Origin of the sequence: Halobacillus kuroshimensis DSM 18393, assembly GCF_000425705.1 — a bacterium.
GTDB lineage: Bacteria > Bacillota > Bacilli > Bacillales > Halobacillaceae > Halobacillus > Halobacillus kuroshimensis.
Map to the genome: position 1 here is coordinate 390,198 of NZ_AUDY01000008.1, position 17,583 is coordinate 407,780.

The window sequence follows — 17,583 nt, forward strand, 5'->3', positions numbered from 1 at the left end:
CCACCTACCTTGTTATGACATGGATAAAAGAAGATGGAATGGGGTTCCATTCCATCCTTCCATGGATGTTTTATTCTTCAATCAAGCTTTGAGCTTCCTGGTTGAATTCCTCAAGCTCTTTTTCTACGTCGGCTCCACCTACAGTAATGCGCTCGATATGAGCCAATAGTTCCTGGGCAATGCGTTCAAATTGTTCGGTCTGCAAACCAGGCTTTGTATTCTCCAGCTGCTCTCCGAATGTTGCATACATCGGATCTTCCTGCATCACTGGATCTTCCCACGCTTCCGTCCGGGAGGGGAGAGTGTTGGACTCTTCCAACCAGCTCAATTGTGTATCTACATCTGTCATATAGGAAATGAATTTCAGTGCACCTTCCACGTTGTCGGAACTTTCAAAGATGGATAGGTTCGCGCCACCCATGCTGGACGTATTCGTTTCTTTGGTCGGCATGACAGCGGTCGCCCATTTTCCTTCTAGGTCCGGGGCCTGATCATTGATGATATTGATCATCCAGGGACCACTGAAGAACATCGGTTTCGATCCCTCCTTGAAAGCTTCCACGATGTCTTTGCCTTCCTGTTTCTGACTGATTCCTTCTTCGAAATAACTGGTATAATATTGCATCGCTTCTTTGAATTCCGGAGAATCAAAATTCAAATTCCCTTCTTCAAGGTCCGCCTCATAACCATTCTGCCATGCGAAAATGAAAGGGGTGATCTGATCATTTCGATCGATATCCAGACCATACATATCCTCGCCACGGTCCGCTAACGTTTGAGCGGCTTCCTTCAGCTCGTCCCACGTTTTCGGTGCTTCTTCATAGCCTGATTCTTTCAAGATATCCTTCCGGTAGTAAATAACCCGTGTATCGGCATACCAAGGGATGCCTACGATCTCGTCATCATGTTCCATCGTCGTTACAGAACCATCGAAGTAATTTTCCTTTGCGAAATTCGGATAATCCTGCATATATTCGGATAAATCGAGGAGAGCTCCTGCGTCTGCGAATTCCGGTACCCATGTTGTGCCCAGCTGGACGACATCGGGTCCATTTCCTGAGGCCACCGCTGTTAACAATTTATCATGGGCTGTATCCCATGGAATAGCTTGCACATCGACCGTCAAACCTTCGTTCTTTTCCTCGAAATCTTTACTGAACTGTTTCAGTTTTTTACCTTCTTCTCCCATCGCCCACACCGTTACCGTGTTTTTATCCCCTTCAGAGGATGAGCTGTCCGAGCATCCTGCCAACATCAATGATGTCATAACAACAACGATCAACAACCATAGTTTTCCCTTCACGTAAAGCACCCCTTTTTGAAAAATCAAAGTTTATTGAAACGTTTCGATAAATGAATTATAATTTACTTTGTATCCGCTTTCAACTACTTCTTTGATTTTTTTATAAAATTTAATAAAGGCTTATTTAATAAATAAATAAAGCAGTTGACGGATAATAACGGTGACATTATACTGCGAATATACTTATTCGAAACGTTTCACTAATTCTTAAACTGAGGGGGAACATTCATGGGAGAACATCAACTGAAACACTTATTGGATCAAATGACTGTAGAAGAAAAAGTGGGACAGCTCGTCCAATTGGCCACACCCTTTTTCAAAGGAGCTTCCGATCGAGGGGAAATTACAGGTCCGATGGTTCACATGAATATAGATGAAGAAGATATCAAACGTACAGGTTCAGTACTAGGAGCTTCAGGAGCGAAAGAAACAATCAATATTCAAAAGGTTCATATGGAAGAGAGTCGGTTAGGCATTCCTTTGTTGTTCATGTCGGACATTGTTCATGGGTTCAAGACCATCTTTCCTGTACCCTTAGCAATCGGCTGCTCCTGGGATATGGTGCTGGCTGAAAAGAGTGCTTCCATTGCAGCTAGAGAAGCGGCTGTCGCCGGCGTGCACGTCACTTTCGCTCCGATGGTGGATTTATCACGAGAACCCCGGTGGGGGCGTGTTATGGAAAGCACAGGGGAGGACACCTTCCTGAACAGCCAATTTGCCCGGTCATTCGTCCGAGGTTTTCAAGGAGATCTGGAAAATGATCCTCACAAAGTAGCTTCTTGCGTCAAACACTTTGCTGCCTATGGGGCGCCGGAGGGCGGACGTGATTACAATACCGTCGATATGTCCGAATGGCAGCTGCGTGAAAACTACCTTCCCGCCTACAAGGCTGCGTTAGATGAAGGTGCGCAAATGGTGATGACAGCCTTCAATATTTTAAATGGTATGCCATCGACAGGGAATGAACCGTTAATGAGGGGCCTTCTCCGAGATGAATGGAAGTTTGATGGCGTGCTCATTTCTGATTGGGGAGCGGTGAAGGAATTGATCCCTCACGGCGTCGCAGAAAATGAAAAGCAGGCAGCGGAAAAAACAATGAAGGCAGGTGTCGATGTCGAAATGATGACGTCCTGTTACGTCAATCATGTGGAAGAACTGATCGAGGAGGGTACGTTGGAGGGAAGCACCCTTGATGAAGCTGTCCTGCGCATCCTGCAATTGAAAAAGAAACTCGGATTGTTTGATAATCCTTACCGGGGAGCGAGTGAACAAGAGGAAGACACCCATATTCTCTCCACTGAAAACAGGAAAGCTTCCCGTGAACTGGCCGCTAAATCGATGGTACTCCTGAAAAACGAAGGGACTCTACCTCTGCAGAGGGATCAAAAGGTCGCTTTGATCGGTCCATTCGCCGACAATACCGATATTCTCGGGCCGTGGTCATGGGGAGGTTCAGCTGATGATACCGTTACCGTTGCTTCCGGCTTCTCCCAATACTTATATGTAAACCAGCTCCTAACTTCAGCCGGATGCGGCATTGAAACGGGAACGGACGAACAAATGGAAGCGGCATTGCAAAAAGCAGAACAGGCGGAATCCATCGTTGTAGCGCTAGGGGAGCATTCTGATATGAGCGGGGAGGCTGGATGCCGGGCAGACATCCGCATTCCTGAGGTCCAGCTAGAGCTTCTGAAAAAAACCAAAGCATTAGGGAAACCTGTCACGGCTGTCCTTTTCAATGGCCGTCCCCTGGATCTACGCGAAGTCATTGAAAACGCCGACGCCGTCATTGAAGCCTGGTATCCAGGAACCGAAGGCGGGAACGCGCTCGCAGATCTCCTATTCGGCGAAGTGAACCCTTCGGCTAAACTGACGATGTCGATGCCTTATTCCGTTGGACAAGTTCCGATTTACTATAACCGTTACAACACAGGCCGTCCTAAAGGTGCACCGGATGCTCAGGAGCGCTATGTATCTCAATATCTCGATATCCCAAATGAACCATTATTTCCGTTCGGGTATGGATTGAGTTACAGCCGATTTGAATATGACGAATTTATGATTTCCTCAAAGCGGATCCAACAAGGTGAATCACTGACGGTCTCTATTCAAGTTACCAACACAGGTGACTATGCCGGAGAAGAAATCGTTCAGTTATATGTCAGGGATCTAGTGGGAGAAGTTGTCCGACCGTTGAAAGAGTTGAAGGATTTCAAAAAGGTGTATCTCCATCCTAATGAGAAGAAGGTCGTTCATTTCACTCTTACAGAAGAGCAGCTCAGATATTATCATGCGAACATGGAACATAAAAGTGATGCAGGGGAGTTTGAGGTTTTCGTAGGACCAAACAGTCGGGATGCACAGTCTGTAAGATTTTTTCTTGATTAAATCCATCTTCACTCCAAAACCACATGGAATCTTTCCATGTGGTTTTTTAAGTTGATCTTTATAGAATCATACATGCCTATTGATTTATAGGTAAATTACTGAAGAAGGTTCGCGCAGAGTAATTCCTATCTGCATATTCCTAAGGGGTTGTTTTTGTAGGTGCATATATAAAGGGGGGGTAGAAAAAAACTCCGGTTGGTAATAACCATCGCTGGTTTGCGATTCAAATGCAAAAGCATCAACCTGAAATACTTTAAAGCTGGCTGAATCTTTCTTCATGAATAATAAGTACCATGTTTTTGTTTATTTTTTGTAAAAAAACTAGGTTATTTAGTTTTTATATGTATAATAGGGTTAGTTATCCTTATCAGTAAAATATTACATGATAAGGATAATTTTTTATTTTTGAGAAAGGAGAACAAATCATGAAACGCGCGCTTTTCATATAGCTGTTTTCTGAAGCTTATACCATACATATCAGCAACGCAGTTTCAGGTGAAAAATACTTAAAAAGGGATGATGAGATGAAATGTCCACAATGTAACCATGAACAAATATCCGGGAAGTTCTGCGGAGCCTGTGGTGCTCCGTTGGATCAATCCACTCCGGTAGGAAACGCGGAGCAGGCTGCAACAGCTTCTACCATGGGAAATCAATCAGCCGGATCCGGCAAGGAATCGGTGGAGAAAGTTAAAAAGATGTCGGGAGACTATGGTCAAGGAGCTCTGCGTTTTCTAAAGCAGCCTTCCTTAGCCTTCCATACAGGAGAATCGGCTTTTGCTCAAGGCCTTGTCACGCTGATCATCTATATGGCGGCTTTTTCTATGAGTCTTTATTTCTTAGCTAATTCATTATTCAAGCTTATGGGCATGGGTTTTGGAGAACAGGCTTCTCTCCCGTTCTTCAATATCAGTTCCAGATTATTTTTAGTTTCTTTGATTGGACTGGTTATTTGTTTGGCTTCTCTGTTTATGATGGCAAGGTTTATGGGGCTGTCATTAACGATTAAACAACTAATTGCTCAATATGGCTCCTTAGTCACTCCGTTTGCTGCTATTAACGTGCTGGCCATTGTATTTGGACTTAGCGGGGCCGTGGTTATGACAATGTCGTTATTAGGGGTTTCCACCACGTTCGTGCTTACAGTGGTACCAGCTATATATATTTATCATAAGGGACTTTTGTTGAATGCGGATCGAAATGTGTTTTATTGGAGTACAGGAACCAGCTTATTGATTTTGTTTATTTCCTACTTGATTTGGGATTGGATTATTTCGGATATGTTGGATAAAGTCGATTCATTTCTATCCTTCTTTTAATAGTATACAAACGCAATCTATAGAGTTATAGAATAAAGGAGCGGTACAATTGAAATATTGCACGAAATGCGGGGAGAGTCTTGAAAAGAACCAAACGTTTTGTATTTCCTGTGGATCTAAGCAGATGGAAAATCAACCGGAGGCTCAAGCAAATGTCGGACAGCCTGTTCAGCATCGTCCTCCAAGAAAGCCGATGTCAAAGAAGAAAAGAGTCGGGATTTTCTCAATTATTGCTTTAGTCGTTTTATTAACGAGTGCACATTTTATTATTTCATCGGTAACTGATCCGTTAAAGATCGTTCAGGCAATGGATCGAGCGGTCACTGATCAAGATGCAGAAGCGTTTTTTGATGAGGTGGATGTTAATGAGACCGCATTGATTAATAAAGAGGAATATTTATCTTATATTCATTCTTCTGATTGGGAAAGCATGCGAATCCAGTTGACGGAAGGGTTCGAAAGTGAAGATGGGCAAAAGTTTGATTTCTCCATTTACGAATATGGTGGAGGTAAAGTGTTCACTGTAAAAGAGCATCCTAAGGTGTTCGGCTTGTATTCCACCTATGATATCGAAGCCATCCCCAATCAAGTGGTCGCTTCTGCAAATGTGGAAGATACGAGTGTTTCCATTGAAGGAGAAACTTTGAAAGTGAAGGGCGTTTCTGAATACCAGGATCTTACTCTGGCCTATCCAGGAGAGTATGACGTTAAGGGAGAGGCTGAATCCGAGTTCGGAACTTTTGAGTACAGGGGTACATTGAGTGTTTTTCCCAATGAATTAAACGAGTCTGAGTTAATGATTGATTTTCCAAGTAATTCCTACATCCTGAATACAAATAAAGAAGACGCTATTTTATTTATCAATGGAGAAAGTACGGATAAACCTTTGTCAGCCTACCCGGAACTCGGGCCGTTTCCCGTAGAGGAAGAAGTGACGGTTCACGCTGAGTGGGAAGATGAAGATGGGAAGACTCATACAACTGAAAAGGTGGATACACAATCCAATCTATGGGGGTCAATACCATTATATTTTGAGGAGTTGGAAGCGGAAGAAGTCAATGTAGACAGAGAGCCCGATTCCAATACCTACACAAAAGAGGATGAGGATAATAGCCAGGGGGAGACTATTGAAAAGGCTGAAGTGGAAGACTTCATGCTGCAGTTTTTGGGGCAGAGCATAGATGCTTTAAATTCTAAGGATTTCTCCATTGTGGAACCATATTTCAGTGCAGACGGAACTGGTAAAGCAGAATCACGTGATTTTATAGAATCAGGCCGAGTTGAGAGTGAAACTTTACTAGATGGAAAAATGCTCAATTTGAAAGAAGTGGACGAAGGTGAATATGAGGTAACCATGAGTGAAACTTATGAAATTGATTACTCAGATGGAGACTACAAAGAACCGACTTTTGAAGCGACTTATCTCCTCAAAGAAGAAAATGGTGAATTAAAAGTCGATTCCTTTGTGGAAATCAATTGACTTGTAAACATTAAAGTGGGAGTGTAACCAAACCGATGGGGAAAGGTTCCACGTTAAGACGTGGAACCTTCAACTTGTAGAGGGATTTCTGTTTCTTTACGAGCTTTTTTCTTTCTTACCGCCAGGAGCGAAAGCCCCTTTCCGTGGCCGAGCTTCCTCGCAATACCTACGCTCGGCGATTTCGGACCACTCGTTCTTTAAAATCGAAAAAGACTCTTCTTCACCCGGATCACCCTTGCTGGATGAAGGACAACCTTTTTCATATTCCGGCAGGCAGCCGTCATCAGCGCAGCCCATGCCGTACTTTTGAATCTGCGAACCTGCATATGGTGCAACCTCTCTCCTCTATATTCTAACGTCAGAACGAGGAGCGTTCGGTGGTGATGCCCGCGGCATTCATCCAACGATAAGTGGAATGTGACCCCTTTACACGACAATTGGAAAACTCTACCTGGTTAACACAGGCTTTTCCTACAGCAAAAAGGTCCCACGCTATATCGTGGAACCTTTTGATTTTATTTGGCGTTCGTGAAGCCGCCGTCGATGCGGACCACTTCACCATTGATATACTGTGCTTTCGAAGTCAGCAGAAAGTTGACAAGCTCGGCCACTTCTTCTGGTGTTCCGAGCCGCTTTTGCGGGATGCCTGCTTCTGCACTTTTCTTCATTTCCGGATTCGCCTCAAAGTAAGAAGCGACCATTGGTGTTTCGGTCGGACCTGGGGCTACGGCGTTGATCCGCAGGCCGTCTTTGGCATATTCGGCCGCCATACTCTTCGTAATTCCTACAAGGGCGTGTTTCGTAGCCGAATACGTTACAACCGTTGTCTGTCCGATGACTCCGGCACTGGAAGCGGTGTTTACGATAGCTCCTCCGCCGTTTTTAATCATTACATCGGCAACATAGCGGATGCCGTACATGCTTCCCATTAAGTTAATATTGATAATCTTTTCAATCTCTTCGATATCTGTATCTAAGTAATACTTGCCGCTCCCGGAGATGCCGGCGTTGTTGAAGAAGTAATCGATGGTACCGAACTTCTCGACAGTTTCATCGACATATTTTTTAACTTCCTCCGCTTTGGAAACGTCCGCCTGTACAAAAATCGCGTCAGGACCGATTTCCTTCACCAGTTTGACGGTTTCCTCTCCGGCTTCCTCGTTGACATCAACGACGGAAATGTTGACACCTTCCTCTGCCAGTCTCAGTGCAGCGGAACGGCCTAGACCACTGCCGCCTCCTGTAACAATTGCAACTTTACTCATCATGATAACCTCCTATGTCAATAGTAGAAATGATGTGTTTCCGGTGTTTCATTTTTTATTATAGAAGTCCTTGATGAGAAAAGAGAAGCAAACTGCTCAGAGTGATGTGTGGTTAAATCTTCCTATAGAAATATATGGGTGATTGTTCCTTCATATGTCTCTTTTGTTTTGTAATAAACTCCTTTATTGGTAAACTATGTTATTATTTTTGTAAGAATGATAAAAAAACCATTATTCACTATCGATTGGTATAAGAGAGAGGAGGGGTGCTGTGATATTGCATTCAATCATAGAAGGGGAGGGAGATCCTGCCGTTTTTCTTCACGCAGGGCTTCAGACCGGTGAGCAGGATTTTGTGGAACAGCGGCAATCGCTGAAATCTATCATGTGTGTCATTGCTCTGGATTTAAGAGGCCATGGAAAATCAAAAAGTGATGATCTGGGTCATTATTTTGAAGCATGCGCGGAAGATATCAAGGATACGCTCGATCACTTAAAGCTGAAGCGCGCCCATCTCATCGGTGCCTCTATGGGAGCCTTAGCTTCGGTAGTCTTTGCGAAACGGTTTCCGGAGTATGTGGCTACGTTAACGGTGTCCGGGATCATGGCGGACAAGCCGGATCACTGGCTGGAAATCTATGAAAAAGAAGCGGCTTTTCAAAGACAGCTGCGTAATGATAAAGACATAAATCAACATTTCACAGAACTGCACGGACCAGGTTGGGTGAAGCTGCTGGACCTTGCACAGGATGAGAATTGGTATCCATTTTCTTACACAAAAGACTTGGACGGGGGAAGTATTCCTGTTCTTTGTATCGCCGGTGAAGAAAATGAGTTTGAAACAGCCACTGTTTTGAAATATAAAAGAAATCATAAGCATGTTCACGGAGCGGTGGTCCCATTTGCCTCCCATTTGGTCCATCAGGAGAAGCCGGAGGAATTCAATCGTTTCCTCCATCAGTTTTTAGAAAGCTATCCGTTAAAAAGATTCCAAGAGGTGGATGGTTTAGGTTTATAGATGATCCATCCATGGGAAAGGAAGTCCTTTATGGGTTTAGTGCTTATTTTTATTATTATTGTAACGGCCATATCCATTGAACTGCAGCTGCGGAAATTGAATAAAACCAACGAACAGATTTTGAAACACCTTCAAGAAGGGAATAGAGAAGGAAAAGAACTTACGTAGTCAGGCTTACAGGTAAAACCTATTCACAAAAAGGATGATGAATCATGAGAAGGCTGCAGGCAGCAGCGCTTGTAGGACTGATCATCTGTCTTGTACTTTATCTGACAGGGTATAAGAACACCTTGATATACGAAATGGCTTTCTTCATTACTATCGGACTGACACTATGGTGGACGGTGGTCAAATGGAAGTGGAGACGCAGAGAAGTAGAAAGAAACCGGACTTGATGGGTAATCAAGTCCGGTTTTTTCATGCTGCCTTGTCAGCATTCTTTTCTTTTTTATCAACGACGGCGGATCCGACGATATCACCAAGCACGTTGGAGGCTGTGCCGGCCATGCCGATCAGTACATCCACGCCGGCGATGAGGGCGACAATTTCAAGCGGCAGGTTGAACATCGTCAATACTGCAGACAAGGTGACGAGCCCAGCCGCCGGGATGCCTGCTGTTCCGATGGAAAGCAGCGTGCCGACAGCGACGATCGTAATAAAATCGACCGCAGAGAGATCGAGCCCAGTAATGTTAGCGGCAAAGACGATGGAAACCCCCATGCGCAGTGCGCCTCCATCGGAATTGAATACCGCTCCGATCGGGAGGGAGAAGTGGGCGGTTCGTTCGGATATGCCTGCTTTTTTAGCCGCTTCAACCGCCACCGGCAGGGATGCAATACTGCTGGAAGTGAAAAAGGCGGTCACGTAGGCATCTTTTGTACGGCTGAAAAATTGTCGGATGTTCACTTTGGCATACATCAGAAAACCGGTATAGACGAAAATCCAGAGAAGTGCGACGCCTAAATAGAAAACACCGGTAAAGGCGAACAGAGACTGGAAGGTTTCCCATCCTTGTGTGGCAAATGTAGAAGCTCCAATAGCAAAAATACCGATGGGTGCATAAAGCAGGATTCCTTTTAACAGAAGGAAAAACATTTCATTAGCGGCACGGAAAAAGCGGTATAGAAGATCACCGTATTCCTTATGCTCTTCTGTTCCACGGAAACGCATCATCGACAACGTCAACCCGATGATGACAGCGAGGAAAAGGATGCCCATCAGTTCACCTGAGGAGAACGCCTGGAACAAGTTGTTCGGGACGATATTCAGCAATACATCAGAGAATTCCGGTGTCTCCGGCTTCTCAACATCAGCAGCAGGGAGGGTGAGGCCTGTGCCCGGGTTGATCCAAAGCGCAAGTCCGACCCCGATTAAAACAGCGGCCGCTGTCGTTATGCCGTAATAGCCGAGCAGCTTACCACCAAGCCGGCCGAGGTGTTTCGGACTGATTTCATATATAGCCAGCACGACGGTCAGGAAAATGACGGGAACGGCGATCAGATTGAGCAGATTGATAAGGATGGTTCCCAGCGGCTGGACGATTTCCATCTTCGGTCCGACCACAATACCTGCTGTAATACCAAGGACGAATCCAATGGTCATTTTTAATAGAAAAGAAGAATGTTTGTATAACTGCCAGATTTTTTTCATAGGTTACCCCTTTCTTTCTTGTACAAAAGTACATTATAACAGCAACTCATCCAATCAGGTAATCATTCATCCTTGAAAGACTGAAACCCATATATTTTCTAAGACGTACAAGAAATGGAAAGGGGAGTTTTCATGATTGCTGATATGTATAAAAGAAGAGAGCGGACCGGGTACAGTTTTTTAATCCTGGTGCTGCTTATGATGGCTGGTTGGTTTATTTTTATGAGACCTTCAGGAAAAGAAGAGTGGATGGAAACGGGATTCTTTCTCTTTCCGATCCTCCTCCTGATTTTCATTTCGCTTTCAAGCCGGAGGAAATACAACAAAGTCAAAAATATGGAGATAGAAGATTCCACTCGTTCTTTAAAGGAGCTGGATCATCTTGTTATCCAGCCGGATGCAGGCCTGTACCCGAGGCTTCTCGCTTTTGAGAAAAACGGAGCGTATGTAGGAATGTTGAAAGTGGATAACCTGCCATGGTGGAGCCGCCTGCTCGTTGCCTTCCGTTCCTCTTTCCTGTCTTTTATTCCCTGCACCTTTCGTTTTTACTCCAATGAAGGAATACCGTTGTTTTCCCTGCATAGGAAAGGGTTTAAGGAAACAGTGGTGGAGATTGATAATGAGGGCGAGGAAAAGGTGGGCTCTTACATACAAAAGGAATTCAAAAGCCTTATCCATATGAAGGGGATGGTAAAGAATTCACTGGGGGAGGAGGTCTTACGCGTGCAGGCTTCCGGGTTATCCGGGGATTTCACACTCAAGGATGAGACCGGTCACACCTGGGCCCATTTTTATAACGGACGCTTTCCTGTCGAATATACACGTATATTCCGTGATATAGACAATGATATTGTAGAGTTATCGGATACGCTGACAAAGGAAAACAAGACACTGCTGCTTGGAACAATCGGCTTTTTATTCATCGAGCGCAGTCTTCGTAGATAAAACGCTTTCGTGCTGTAAATTAAGAAAATAGAAGGAGATTCTTTGATTTCTGCCTCCTGCGAATGACTCCTCTGTTCTTTATAACACATCGGGGTTTTTCGTTCCTTAGTCCTGTGGATAGAGGGAAAAAGAAAAGGGTAAGATATTTTAGTTTCTTTTAAATTTTGCAAATATTCATTGGAACTTATATACTATACAACATCCATTTTAGGAAATCTTTACGTTTCATAGGCAGGAAAAAGAAACTATGAATACATATTCAGGAGGATTGTATCGTATATGAGTGTACCAGCAGAGAAGACAGAGATGCAGCATGAGAAAAAACGTCGGTGGGAGATGCCGGATACGTACGTCATTTTATTTGCAGTTCTCCTTGCTGCAGCCATTGCTACCTATTTCGTCCCCGCCGGAACGTTTGAGCGGGAAACGGTCGATGGGGTGGAACGTGTGGTCCCGGGCACCTTTAGTGGCGCTGACGGATCACCCGCCGGATTTATGGACATTTTCATGGCGCTTCAGGAAGGAATGATCCAGTCCGCCGGGATGATCTTTTTAGTCCTGTTTGCCGGTGGAGCCTTTGAAGTTGTTGAACGTTCAGGCGCGGTCAAGGGAGGAATTCTGAGAGCGGTCCATTTGACCCGGGGGAAAGAGTTCTGGCTCATCGCAGTTGTCTCCACATTATTTGCCATCGGTGGAGCGGTCGGTGTGATTGCGAACGCGGTCATACCATTTGTAGCGATCGGAGTCATTATTGCCAGGGCGTTGAAGCTCGATGCGATTGTCGCCGTATCGATTACGTTCGGAGCGACGTTTGCCGGGTTTAACGTAGGTTTCCTCAACCCTTACACCGTCGGTATTGCTCAGTCGATTGCTGAAATTCCGTTGTTTTCCGGCATGGCGCTGAGAATGACTGCGTTCGTCGTGATTGTCGGGGTGACCATTGCTTATACGTGGAGATATGCGAAAAAGTTGCTACAGGATCCGTCGAAAAGCTTGATGGGTGTTTTGGATGAAGGGGAGGAAAACGGAGGATTGAAAGCACCGTTCACCACCCGCCATAAATGGCTGCTTGGTTTTGTCGGGGCTTGCCTTGCCTTTTTCATTTACGCTACGATCCAGTTTTCCTGGACGATCAATCATATGTCCGCCTTCTTTATCGTCATCGGTCTTGGAGCGGGAATCATCGCTGGTATGGATTACAATAAACTGGCGCTGACGTTTCTCGATGGGTGTCAGAAGCTGGTATACGGCGCTCTGATCATCGGTGTCGCCCGGGCCGTCCTCATTGTGATGGAGAACGCGAAGATCCTTGATACAGCCGTACACGCCCTGTCGGTTCCACTGCAGGAACTCACCCCCGTCACAGCTGCGCTCGGCATGTTTGCGGCGAACGGGGTCCTGAACTTTCTTGTCCCATCCGGAAGCGGTCAGGCGATGATTGCCATGCCGATTCTATCCCCGCTTGCGGATATGGTCGGGATTACCCGCCAGGTCGCCGTTCAAGCGTATCAATTTGGAGACGGTTTTACGAACAGTATCTTCCCAACATCCGGTCCGCTGATGGCGAGTCTGGCCGTTGCGGGAGTCCCGTGGATCAAGTGGGCGAAATGGATGCTTCCTCTGATGCTGGTCTGGGTCGTCATTGCTGTCGTGATGCTCTCCATCGGGGTTGTCATCAACTGGGGACCTGTATGATCACGGGATTTTGAAAAGGAATTTCTCTTCTTCATGTCGAATAAATAAAAGAGCAGGACGACCTTGTCCTGCTCTTTTAGAAACTCAAGTATGATGGAGGAGGAATGCATCATGTCCGGCGTATTTTCTATGGAACAGACGGTTGATGTACTAAAAAATAAGGGGCTGTCCAATCGGGATATTCTCTCCAACGTCGACAGCAGTCACTTTCCATTTGAACAGGAAGATATCGTTATGGCCTTCATTGATCTGCAGATTGAGTGCTCTTCAGACGAAGATTATGACAAGCTTGTGAACTACTTATATGGGTTTAAAAACAACGCCTCCTAACTTCAGCCTCCGGCACCTGCTGCCGGGGGTTTTCCTATGCCATTTATGAAAACTCAAGTTGAGGGTGTGGTATTTTTTTGAAATAATGGATAGGTCCGATCCAGGAGGTGTCATCGTGAAGGAATATTTCCGATTCTTTATATGGATGATCGTTGGTCTGACGATCTTCCAGGTTCTTTTTTCAACGTTTGAGGACGGCTGGATGGAGATTGCAGGGACAGCTGTTGCTGCCACCTTCTTCAAGTGGGCCATCGATAATTTCATGAAGGATCGAAAGAAAACATCAGAGAATCATTAAAAGAGAAGGAAAGAAGTGATCATTCAGTGTATACCGTCCACAGCAAACTGGAAGTAAAGCCACAATCTCTCTATAAAAGTCAGAAGCAGCAGTTTTCGATTCGGGCAGGTGGAGCGCTCATCGGTATGATTGAAGAAACAGCTGAGTCGGCGTCCAGCTGGAAGGATCAGCTGCTTCAATGGGTCAGCTTACATTTTCTATCCAGTAAGCATTTTAGTATGACCAATCCTAAAGCTGAGCCTGTGGCTGCCTTTCGTAAAAAAAGAGGACTAAATCAGCAGGTCGATATTTTTGGCCAGGATGGGAAGCGGGTGGCCGTCCTTGAGCAGAAATTAAAATTCAGTTCGCAACGGTTGAGCATCCGGGATACAGCGGGCAGGCTGCTCCTTTCGGCGGAGGGAAAGAATGGATCACTGGATTTTGTGGTATATGAAGAAGATGACCCTTCCTCAAAGCTCTCGACTATCAAAAAGCGGTCGATTCCATATCCGACAACAAAGGAAGCTTTAGCGTCCATGGATCACTATGAGGTTGTCAACCGTAGTGATTTGTCAGAGTTTCAACAGCTGTTGATCCTCATGATCCCTGTTATCGTCTTTGATCAGTTACATAATGCTTGAAAGGTACTTGGAGTCCGAATCTATAAATCTGTCAGGAGGGTGTATATATGTACGGGTTTGAGCATGTCCCTCAATGGTACTATTGGAGTGCGAGCGTTGTCTTCATTCTTTTCTTTTTTATAGCGAAGTGGTGGTTGGATAGAGATTAGAGGTGGGTTTATGACAGAACAACAAGGTGAAGAGAGGCTGACGGGTGGTAATGTAACAAGCGTCTACCGATCTGGAGATACGGTTCGACGGGAAAGAAAGTCTGGGAGCGCCCGAATTCAGCAGCTGTTGAATCACTTAGAAGAGAAAGGCTATTCCTATGCGCCGAAATTTTTAGGAATGGATGAGCAGGGACGTGAAGTTTTATCGTACATATGGGGCGAAGCCGGGAACTATCCGTTGAAAAAATACATGTTGTCGGACAATGTGTTAGCTGATATCGCGAATATGCTCCGTCACTATCATGAAACGGTCAGCGATTTCCCTTTCTCTGATGAATGGGAGTCATTGGATGGTACGCCGGATCAGAGAGAAGTGGTCTGCCATAATGATTTTGCTGTGTACAATATTATTTTTAACGATGAGAAACCGGTGGGGATCATTGATTTTGATGTCGCTGCCCCCGGACCTAAAATATGGGACGTGGCCTATACGCTTTATACGTGCGTTCCTTTAAGCCGATTCTCTTATACGGAAGCCGGGAAGATGATAGCGGATGATGAGCGGATTAAACAGAGAATAGAATTATTCTTTAATGCCTATCATTTAGAGAAATTGGATAAGGACCTAATGAAGCTGGTCGTGTTGCGACTGCAAGCATTATGTGAAACGATGACGCGAAAAGCGTCTGAAGGTGATCGTGCATTCCAAGGAATGATTAAGGAAGGACATCTCGATCATTATCAAAAAGACATCGCATTTATTCAAACATATGGACATGCCTGGGTTTGAAGGGTAAGAAAGGGGGAGAGAGTCATGCTTTCTATAAACGTGGATGAGCAAACCAACCTCAGGCTGCTGCATTCTTTAGATAAGGCTGAGCTCTTCCATCTTGTTGATTCCTCAAGGGGCCATTTGCGGCGGTGGCTCCCATGGGTGGACGCTGTGGAAAACCCTGGGCACTCTCTGGAATTTATCGAAAGCTCGCTTCAACAGTATGCAGAGAACAACGGTTTTCAGGCAGGAATCATCTATAAAGGAGAGCTGGCAGGGGTCATTGGTCTGCATGGCGTCGACTGGCATCACAAATCCACATCCATTGGTTATTGGATGGGCGAGCCTTTTTGTGGGAAGGGTCTGATGACAGCCGCCTGCCGGGAAGTCGTACGTCACTGCTTCCAAACGCTGAGGTTGAACCGTATTGAACTCCGGGTGGCTGTTGGAAATGAAAGCAGTTCAACCATTCCCCGCCGGCTCGGTTTTGCATATGAAGGACGGATCCGGGAGGCAGAGATGCTAGGGAAGACGTACGTGGATCATGATGTATTTGGACTGTTGGAATCAGAGTCTGAGTTTGCATAAATACTGGTATTCATGCAAAGCAAAAGGCGCTCATGGTACGATAGGGGATAGACAGGAGGAAGAACGATGACAAAGAAATTGTATTACGAAGATGCGTATCTTACAAGTTTTCATACATATGTAAAAGAAACCGGAAAGGATGACCGTGGACCGTACGCGGTTCTTGAAGAGACGGCCTTTTATCCGACAGGAGGAGGTCAGCCTCACGATACCGGCACATTGAACGGGACCACTGTTGTTGATGTCGAGGAAATAGATGGGGTGATCCGTCATTACCTGGCTGAAGCTCTGCCACTGGAAGACACAGGTATCCATGGCATTGTGGATGAACAGCGGCGGAATGACCATAGGCAGCAGCACAGCGGACAGCACATCGTATCCGCTATTTTCCATGATGATTATCAGATTCCAACGACAAGCTTTCATTTGGGTGCGGATACGGTTACGATCGACCTGGATACCCCTCAACTTAGTGAAGCCGTCATGAAGGAAGCAGAAGCGAAAATCAATAAGATTATCCGCGCTGATTATCCGATTGATACGAAATGGGTGACGGTGGAAGAAGCAGACGCCTACCCACTTCGCAAATCGTTAAGTGTGGAAGGGGACGTGCGTCTTGTCATTATTCCGGAGATCGATTACAGCGGCTGTGGCGGTACACACCCATCATCGACTGCGGAAGTGGCAATGGTGAAATTCCTCGGCTGGACGAAGAACAAAGGGCAGGTCCGTCTGGAATTTGTCTGCGGCGATCGTGTTTTGAAGCAGCTGGAAGACAAACACCAGATCATCCAAGGGGTCAAGCAGCTGATCTCACGACCGGAAGCGGAGCTTGTTGATGAGGTGAAGTCTCTCATCCAAACTGACAAGGCAAAAGATAAACAAATCGCTGAACTGGAAGAGGAACTGTTATCTTACGAAGCTTCAGAGCTGGCAGCTGCTCATCGGGCGGATAAGATCATCGTGAATGTGTACAAGAATCGTTCCATTAAGGTCCTGCAGTCTCTGGCTCAGGCCGTGCTTAAGCAGACCTCCGACCATCGGGTTGTCTTTGTGAGTGAGCAGGAAGATCAGCTTCAATTTGTTATTGCAAGAGGAGAATCCCTCGATGGTAATATGAATGCTGTCGCCAAACAAGTGATGCCGCTGATTGAAGGCAAGGGAGGCGGCCGGCCTCACTTTGTCCAGGGAGGCGGCCAGAACCTGATGTCCGGTGAAGCATTTGCTGAAAAAGTGAAGGAACAGCTGCTTGCTCCTGCTGAATAAATAAAAAAGAAGCGTACCTGAAAAAGATCAGGTACGCAGTTTGTAGAGAAACCCCTGTTTCTTTACAAGCTTTTTATCTTTCTTACCGCCAGGAGCGAAAGCCCCTTCCCTTTCCGCGGACGCGCGCCCGAGCTTCCTCGCAAAACCCACGCTCGGAGATCTCGGACCACTCGTTCTTCCGCAGGAGTGGAAGGGGCACCGCTCCTTGGAGGTTCTTTAACATCGACAAAGACTCTCCTTCACCCAGCTCACCCTTGCTGGATGGAGGAGAGTCTTTTTTATATTCCGGCAGACAGCCGTATCAGCGGCTGTTCCTTCCCTTTTTCTTTTCCACGCAAGTGCGCAACAGCACAGCCCATGCCGTTCTTTTGAATCTGCGAACCTGCTTCGTGCACAATCTCTACTCTATATTCTAACGTCGCCACGAGAAGCGTTCGGTGGTGATGCCTGCGGGAACAGCACGGTCCGAAGATCCACTTGGGCAGGCGACCTTCCTG

Annotated in this window: 18 protein-coding genes and 1 pseudogene; 15 read left to right on the forward strand and 4 right to left on the reverse strand. The window is 45.8% G+C overall.

Annotated features, from left to right (window positions below):
* Positions 1–70 precede the first annotated feature (70 nt).
* Positions 71–1,303 carry a sugar ABC transporter substrate-binding protein gene (locus H615_RS0103835; RefSeq protein WP_027953904.1) on the reverse strand — a complete coding sequence of 411 codons (1,233 nt, stop codon included), beginning with the start codon at positions 1,301–1,303 and terminating at the stop codon, positions 71–73.
* A gap of 228 nt (positions 1,304–1,531) precedes the next feature.
* On the opposite strand from H615_RS0103835, the gene H615_RS0103840 reads away from it, so the two are divergent.
* The 4 genes and pseudogenes from H615_RS0103840 (at position 1,532) to H615_RS0103850 (ending at position 6,490) form a co-directional block, all read left to right on the forward strand.
* Complete coding sequence (locus H615_RS0103840) at positions 1,532–3,691, forward strand: glycoside hydrolase family 3 N-terminal domain-containing protein (protein WP_035531230.1); 2,160 nt, start codon at positions 1,532–1,534, stop codon at positions 3,689–3,691.
* 524 nt (positions 3,692–4,215) lie between these two features.
* Positions 4,216–5,010: a zinc ribbon domain-containing protein gene (locus H615_RS0103845; RefSeq protein WP_027953906.1), complete on the forward strand. Its 795-nt coding sequence runs from the start codon at positions 4,216–4,218 to the stop codon at positions 5,008–5,010.
* A gap of 49 nt (positions 5,011–5,059) precedes the next feature.
* A pseudogene (locus H615_RS22875) lies at positions 5,060–5,125 on the forward strand (zinc-ribbon domain-containing protein); the annotation flags it as partial.
* Positions 5,126–5,134: 9 nt separating this feature from the next.
* Positions 5,135–6,490 (forward strand): TcaA NTF2-like domain-containing protein, encoded by a 1,356-nt coding sequence (locus H615_RS0103850; protein ID WP_244877717.1) that lies wholly within the window; start codon positions 5,135–5,137, stop codon positions 6,488–6,490.
* Positions 6,491–6,687: 197 nt separating this feature from the next.
* Here H615_RS0103850 and H615_RS22780 read toward each other — a convergent pair whose 3' ends face one another.
* Positions 6,688–6,816, reverse strand: coding sequence for a hypothetical protein (locus H615_RS22780; RefSeq protein ID WP_280513294.1), 129 nt, complete (start codon positions 6,814–6,816; stop codon positions 6,688–6,690).
* Between the two features lie 189 nt (positions 6,817–7,005).
* A complete protein-coding gene (locus H615_RS0103860) occupies positions 7,006–7,755 on the reverse strand; it encodes an SDR family NAD(P)-dependent oxidoreductase (protein ID WP_027953908.1) in 750 nt (249 codons plus the stop codon).
* A 271-nt stretch (positions 7,756–8,026) separates the two neighbouring features.
* Here H615_RS0103860 and H615_RS20850 point away from each other — a divergent pair, with 271 nt between their 5' ends.
* From H615_RS20850 to H615_RS0103875, 3 genes are read left to right on the forward strand one after another with little or no spacing between them, the layout of a single operon-like run.
* Complete coding sequence (locus H615_RS20850) at positions 8,027–8,773, forward strand: alpha/beta fold hydrolase (RefSeq protein WP_051254582.1); 747 nt, start codon at positions 8,027–8,029, stop codon at positions 8,771–8,773.
* Positions 8,774–8,803: 30 nt separating this feature from the next.
* Positions 8,804–8,941, forward strand: a complete 138-nt coding sequence (locus H615_RS22270) for a hypothetical protein (RefSeq protein ID WP_156896435.1) — start codon at positions 8,804–8,806, stop codon at positions 8,939–8,941.
* Between the two features lie 44 nt (positions 8,942–8,985).
* Positions 8,986–9,168, forward strand: a complete 183-nt coding sequence (locus tag H615_RS0103875; RefSeq protein WP_027953909.1) for a hypothetical protein — start codon at positions 8,986–8,988, stop codon at positions 9,166–9,168.
* 22 nt (positions 9,169–9,190) lie between these two features.
* Here the strand turns inward: H615_RS0103875 and H615_RS0103880 are convergent, their stop codons facing one another.
* Complete coding sequence (locus H615_RS0103880) at positions 9,191–10,423, reverse strand: dicarboxylate/amino acid:cation symporter (protein WP_027953910.1); 1,233 nt, start codon at positions 10,421–10,423, stop codon at positions 9,191–9,193.
* A gap of 132 nt (positions 10,424–10,555) precedes the next feature.
* Here H615_RS0103880 and H615_RS0103885 point away from each other — a divergent pair, with 132 nt between their 5' ends.
* The 8 genes from H615_RS0103885 (at position 10,556) to H615_RS0103925 (ending at position 17,086) form a co-directional block, all read left to right on the forward strand.
* Positions 10,556–11,368 carry a hypothetical protein gene (locus H615_RS0103885; protein WP_027953911.1) on the forward strand — a complete coding sequence of 271 codons (813 nt, stop codon included), beginning with the start codon at positions 10,556–10,558 and terminating at the stop codon, positions 11,366–11,368.
* A gap of 279 nt (positions 11,369–11,647) precedes the next feature.
* A complete protein-coding gene (locus H615_RS0103890; RefSeq protein WP_035531233.1) occupies positions 11,648–13,063 on the forward strand; it encodes a YfcC family protein in 1,416 nt (471 codons plus the stop codon).
* A gap of 111 nt (positions 13,064–13,174) precedes the next feature.
* Entirely contained in the window at positions 13,175–13,393 is a 219-nt protein-coding gene (locus H615_RS0103895; protein ID WP_027953913.1) for a hypothetical protein, read from the forward strand.
* A gap of 115 nt (positions 13,394–13,508) precedes the next feature.
* The gene (locus H615_RS0103900; protein ID WP_027953914.1) at positions 13,509–13,691 is read left to right on the forward strand and encodes a hypothetical protein; all 183 of its coding nucleotides are present in this window, start codon (positions 13,509–13,511) and stop codon (positions 13,689–13,691) included.
* Between the two features lie 26 nt (positions 13,692–13,717).
* Positions 13,718–14,311, forward strand: coding sequence for a hypothetical protein (locus tag H615_RS0103905; protein ID WP_027953915.1), 594 nt, complete (start codon positions 13,718–13,720; stop codon positions 14,309–14,311).
* 159 nt (positions 14,312–14,470) lie between these two features.
* Entirely contained in the window at positions 14,471–15,250 is a 780-nt protein-coding gene (locus tag H615_RS0103915) for a phosphotransferase (protein ID WP_027953916.1), read from the forward strand.
* Positions 15,251–15,274: 24 nt separating this feature from the next.
* Entirely contained in the window at positions 15,275–15,820 is a 546-nt protein-coding gene (locus H615_RS0103920) for a GNAT family N-acetyltransferase (RefSeq protein WP_027953917.1), read from the forward strand.
* Between the two features lie 66 nt (positions 15,821–15,886).
* Complete coding sequence (locus H615_RS0103925) at positions 15,887–17,086, forward strand: serine-tRNA(Ala) deacylase AlaX (protein WP_027953918.1); 1,200 nt, start codon at positions 15,887–15,889, stop codon at positions 17,084–17,086.
* Positions 17,087–17,583: the final 497 nt, after the last annotated feature.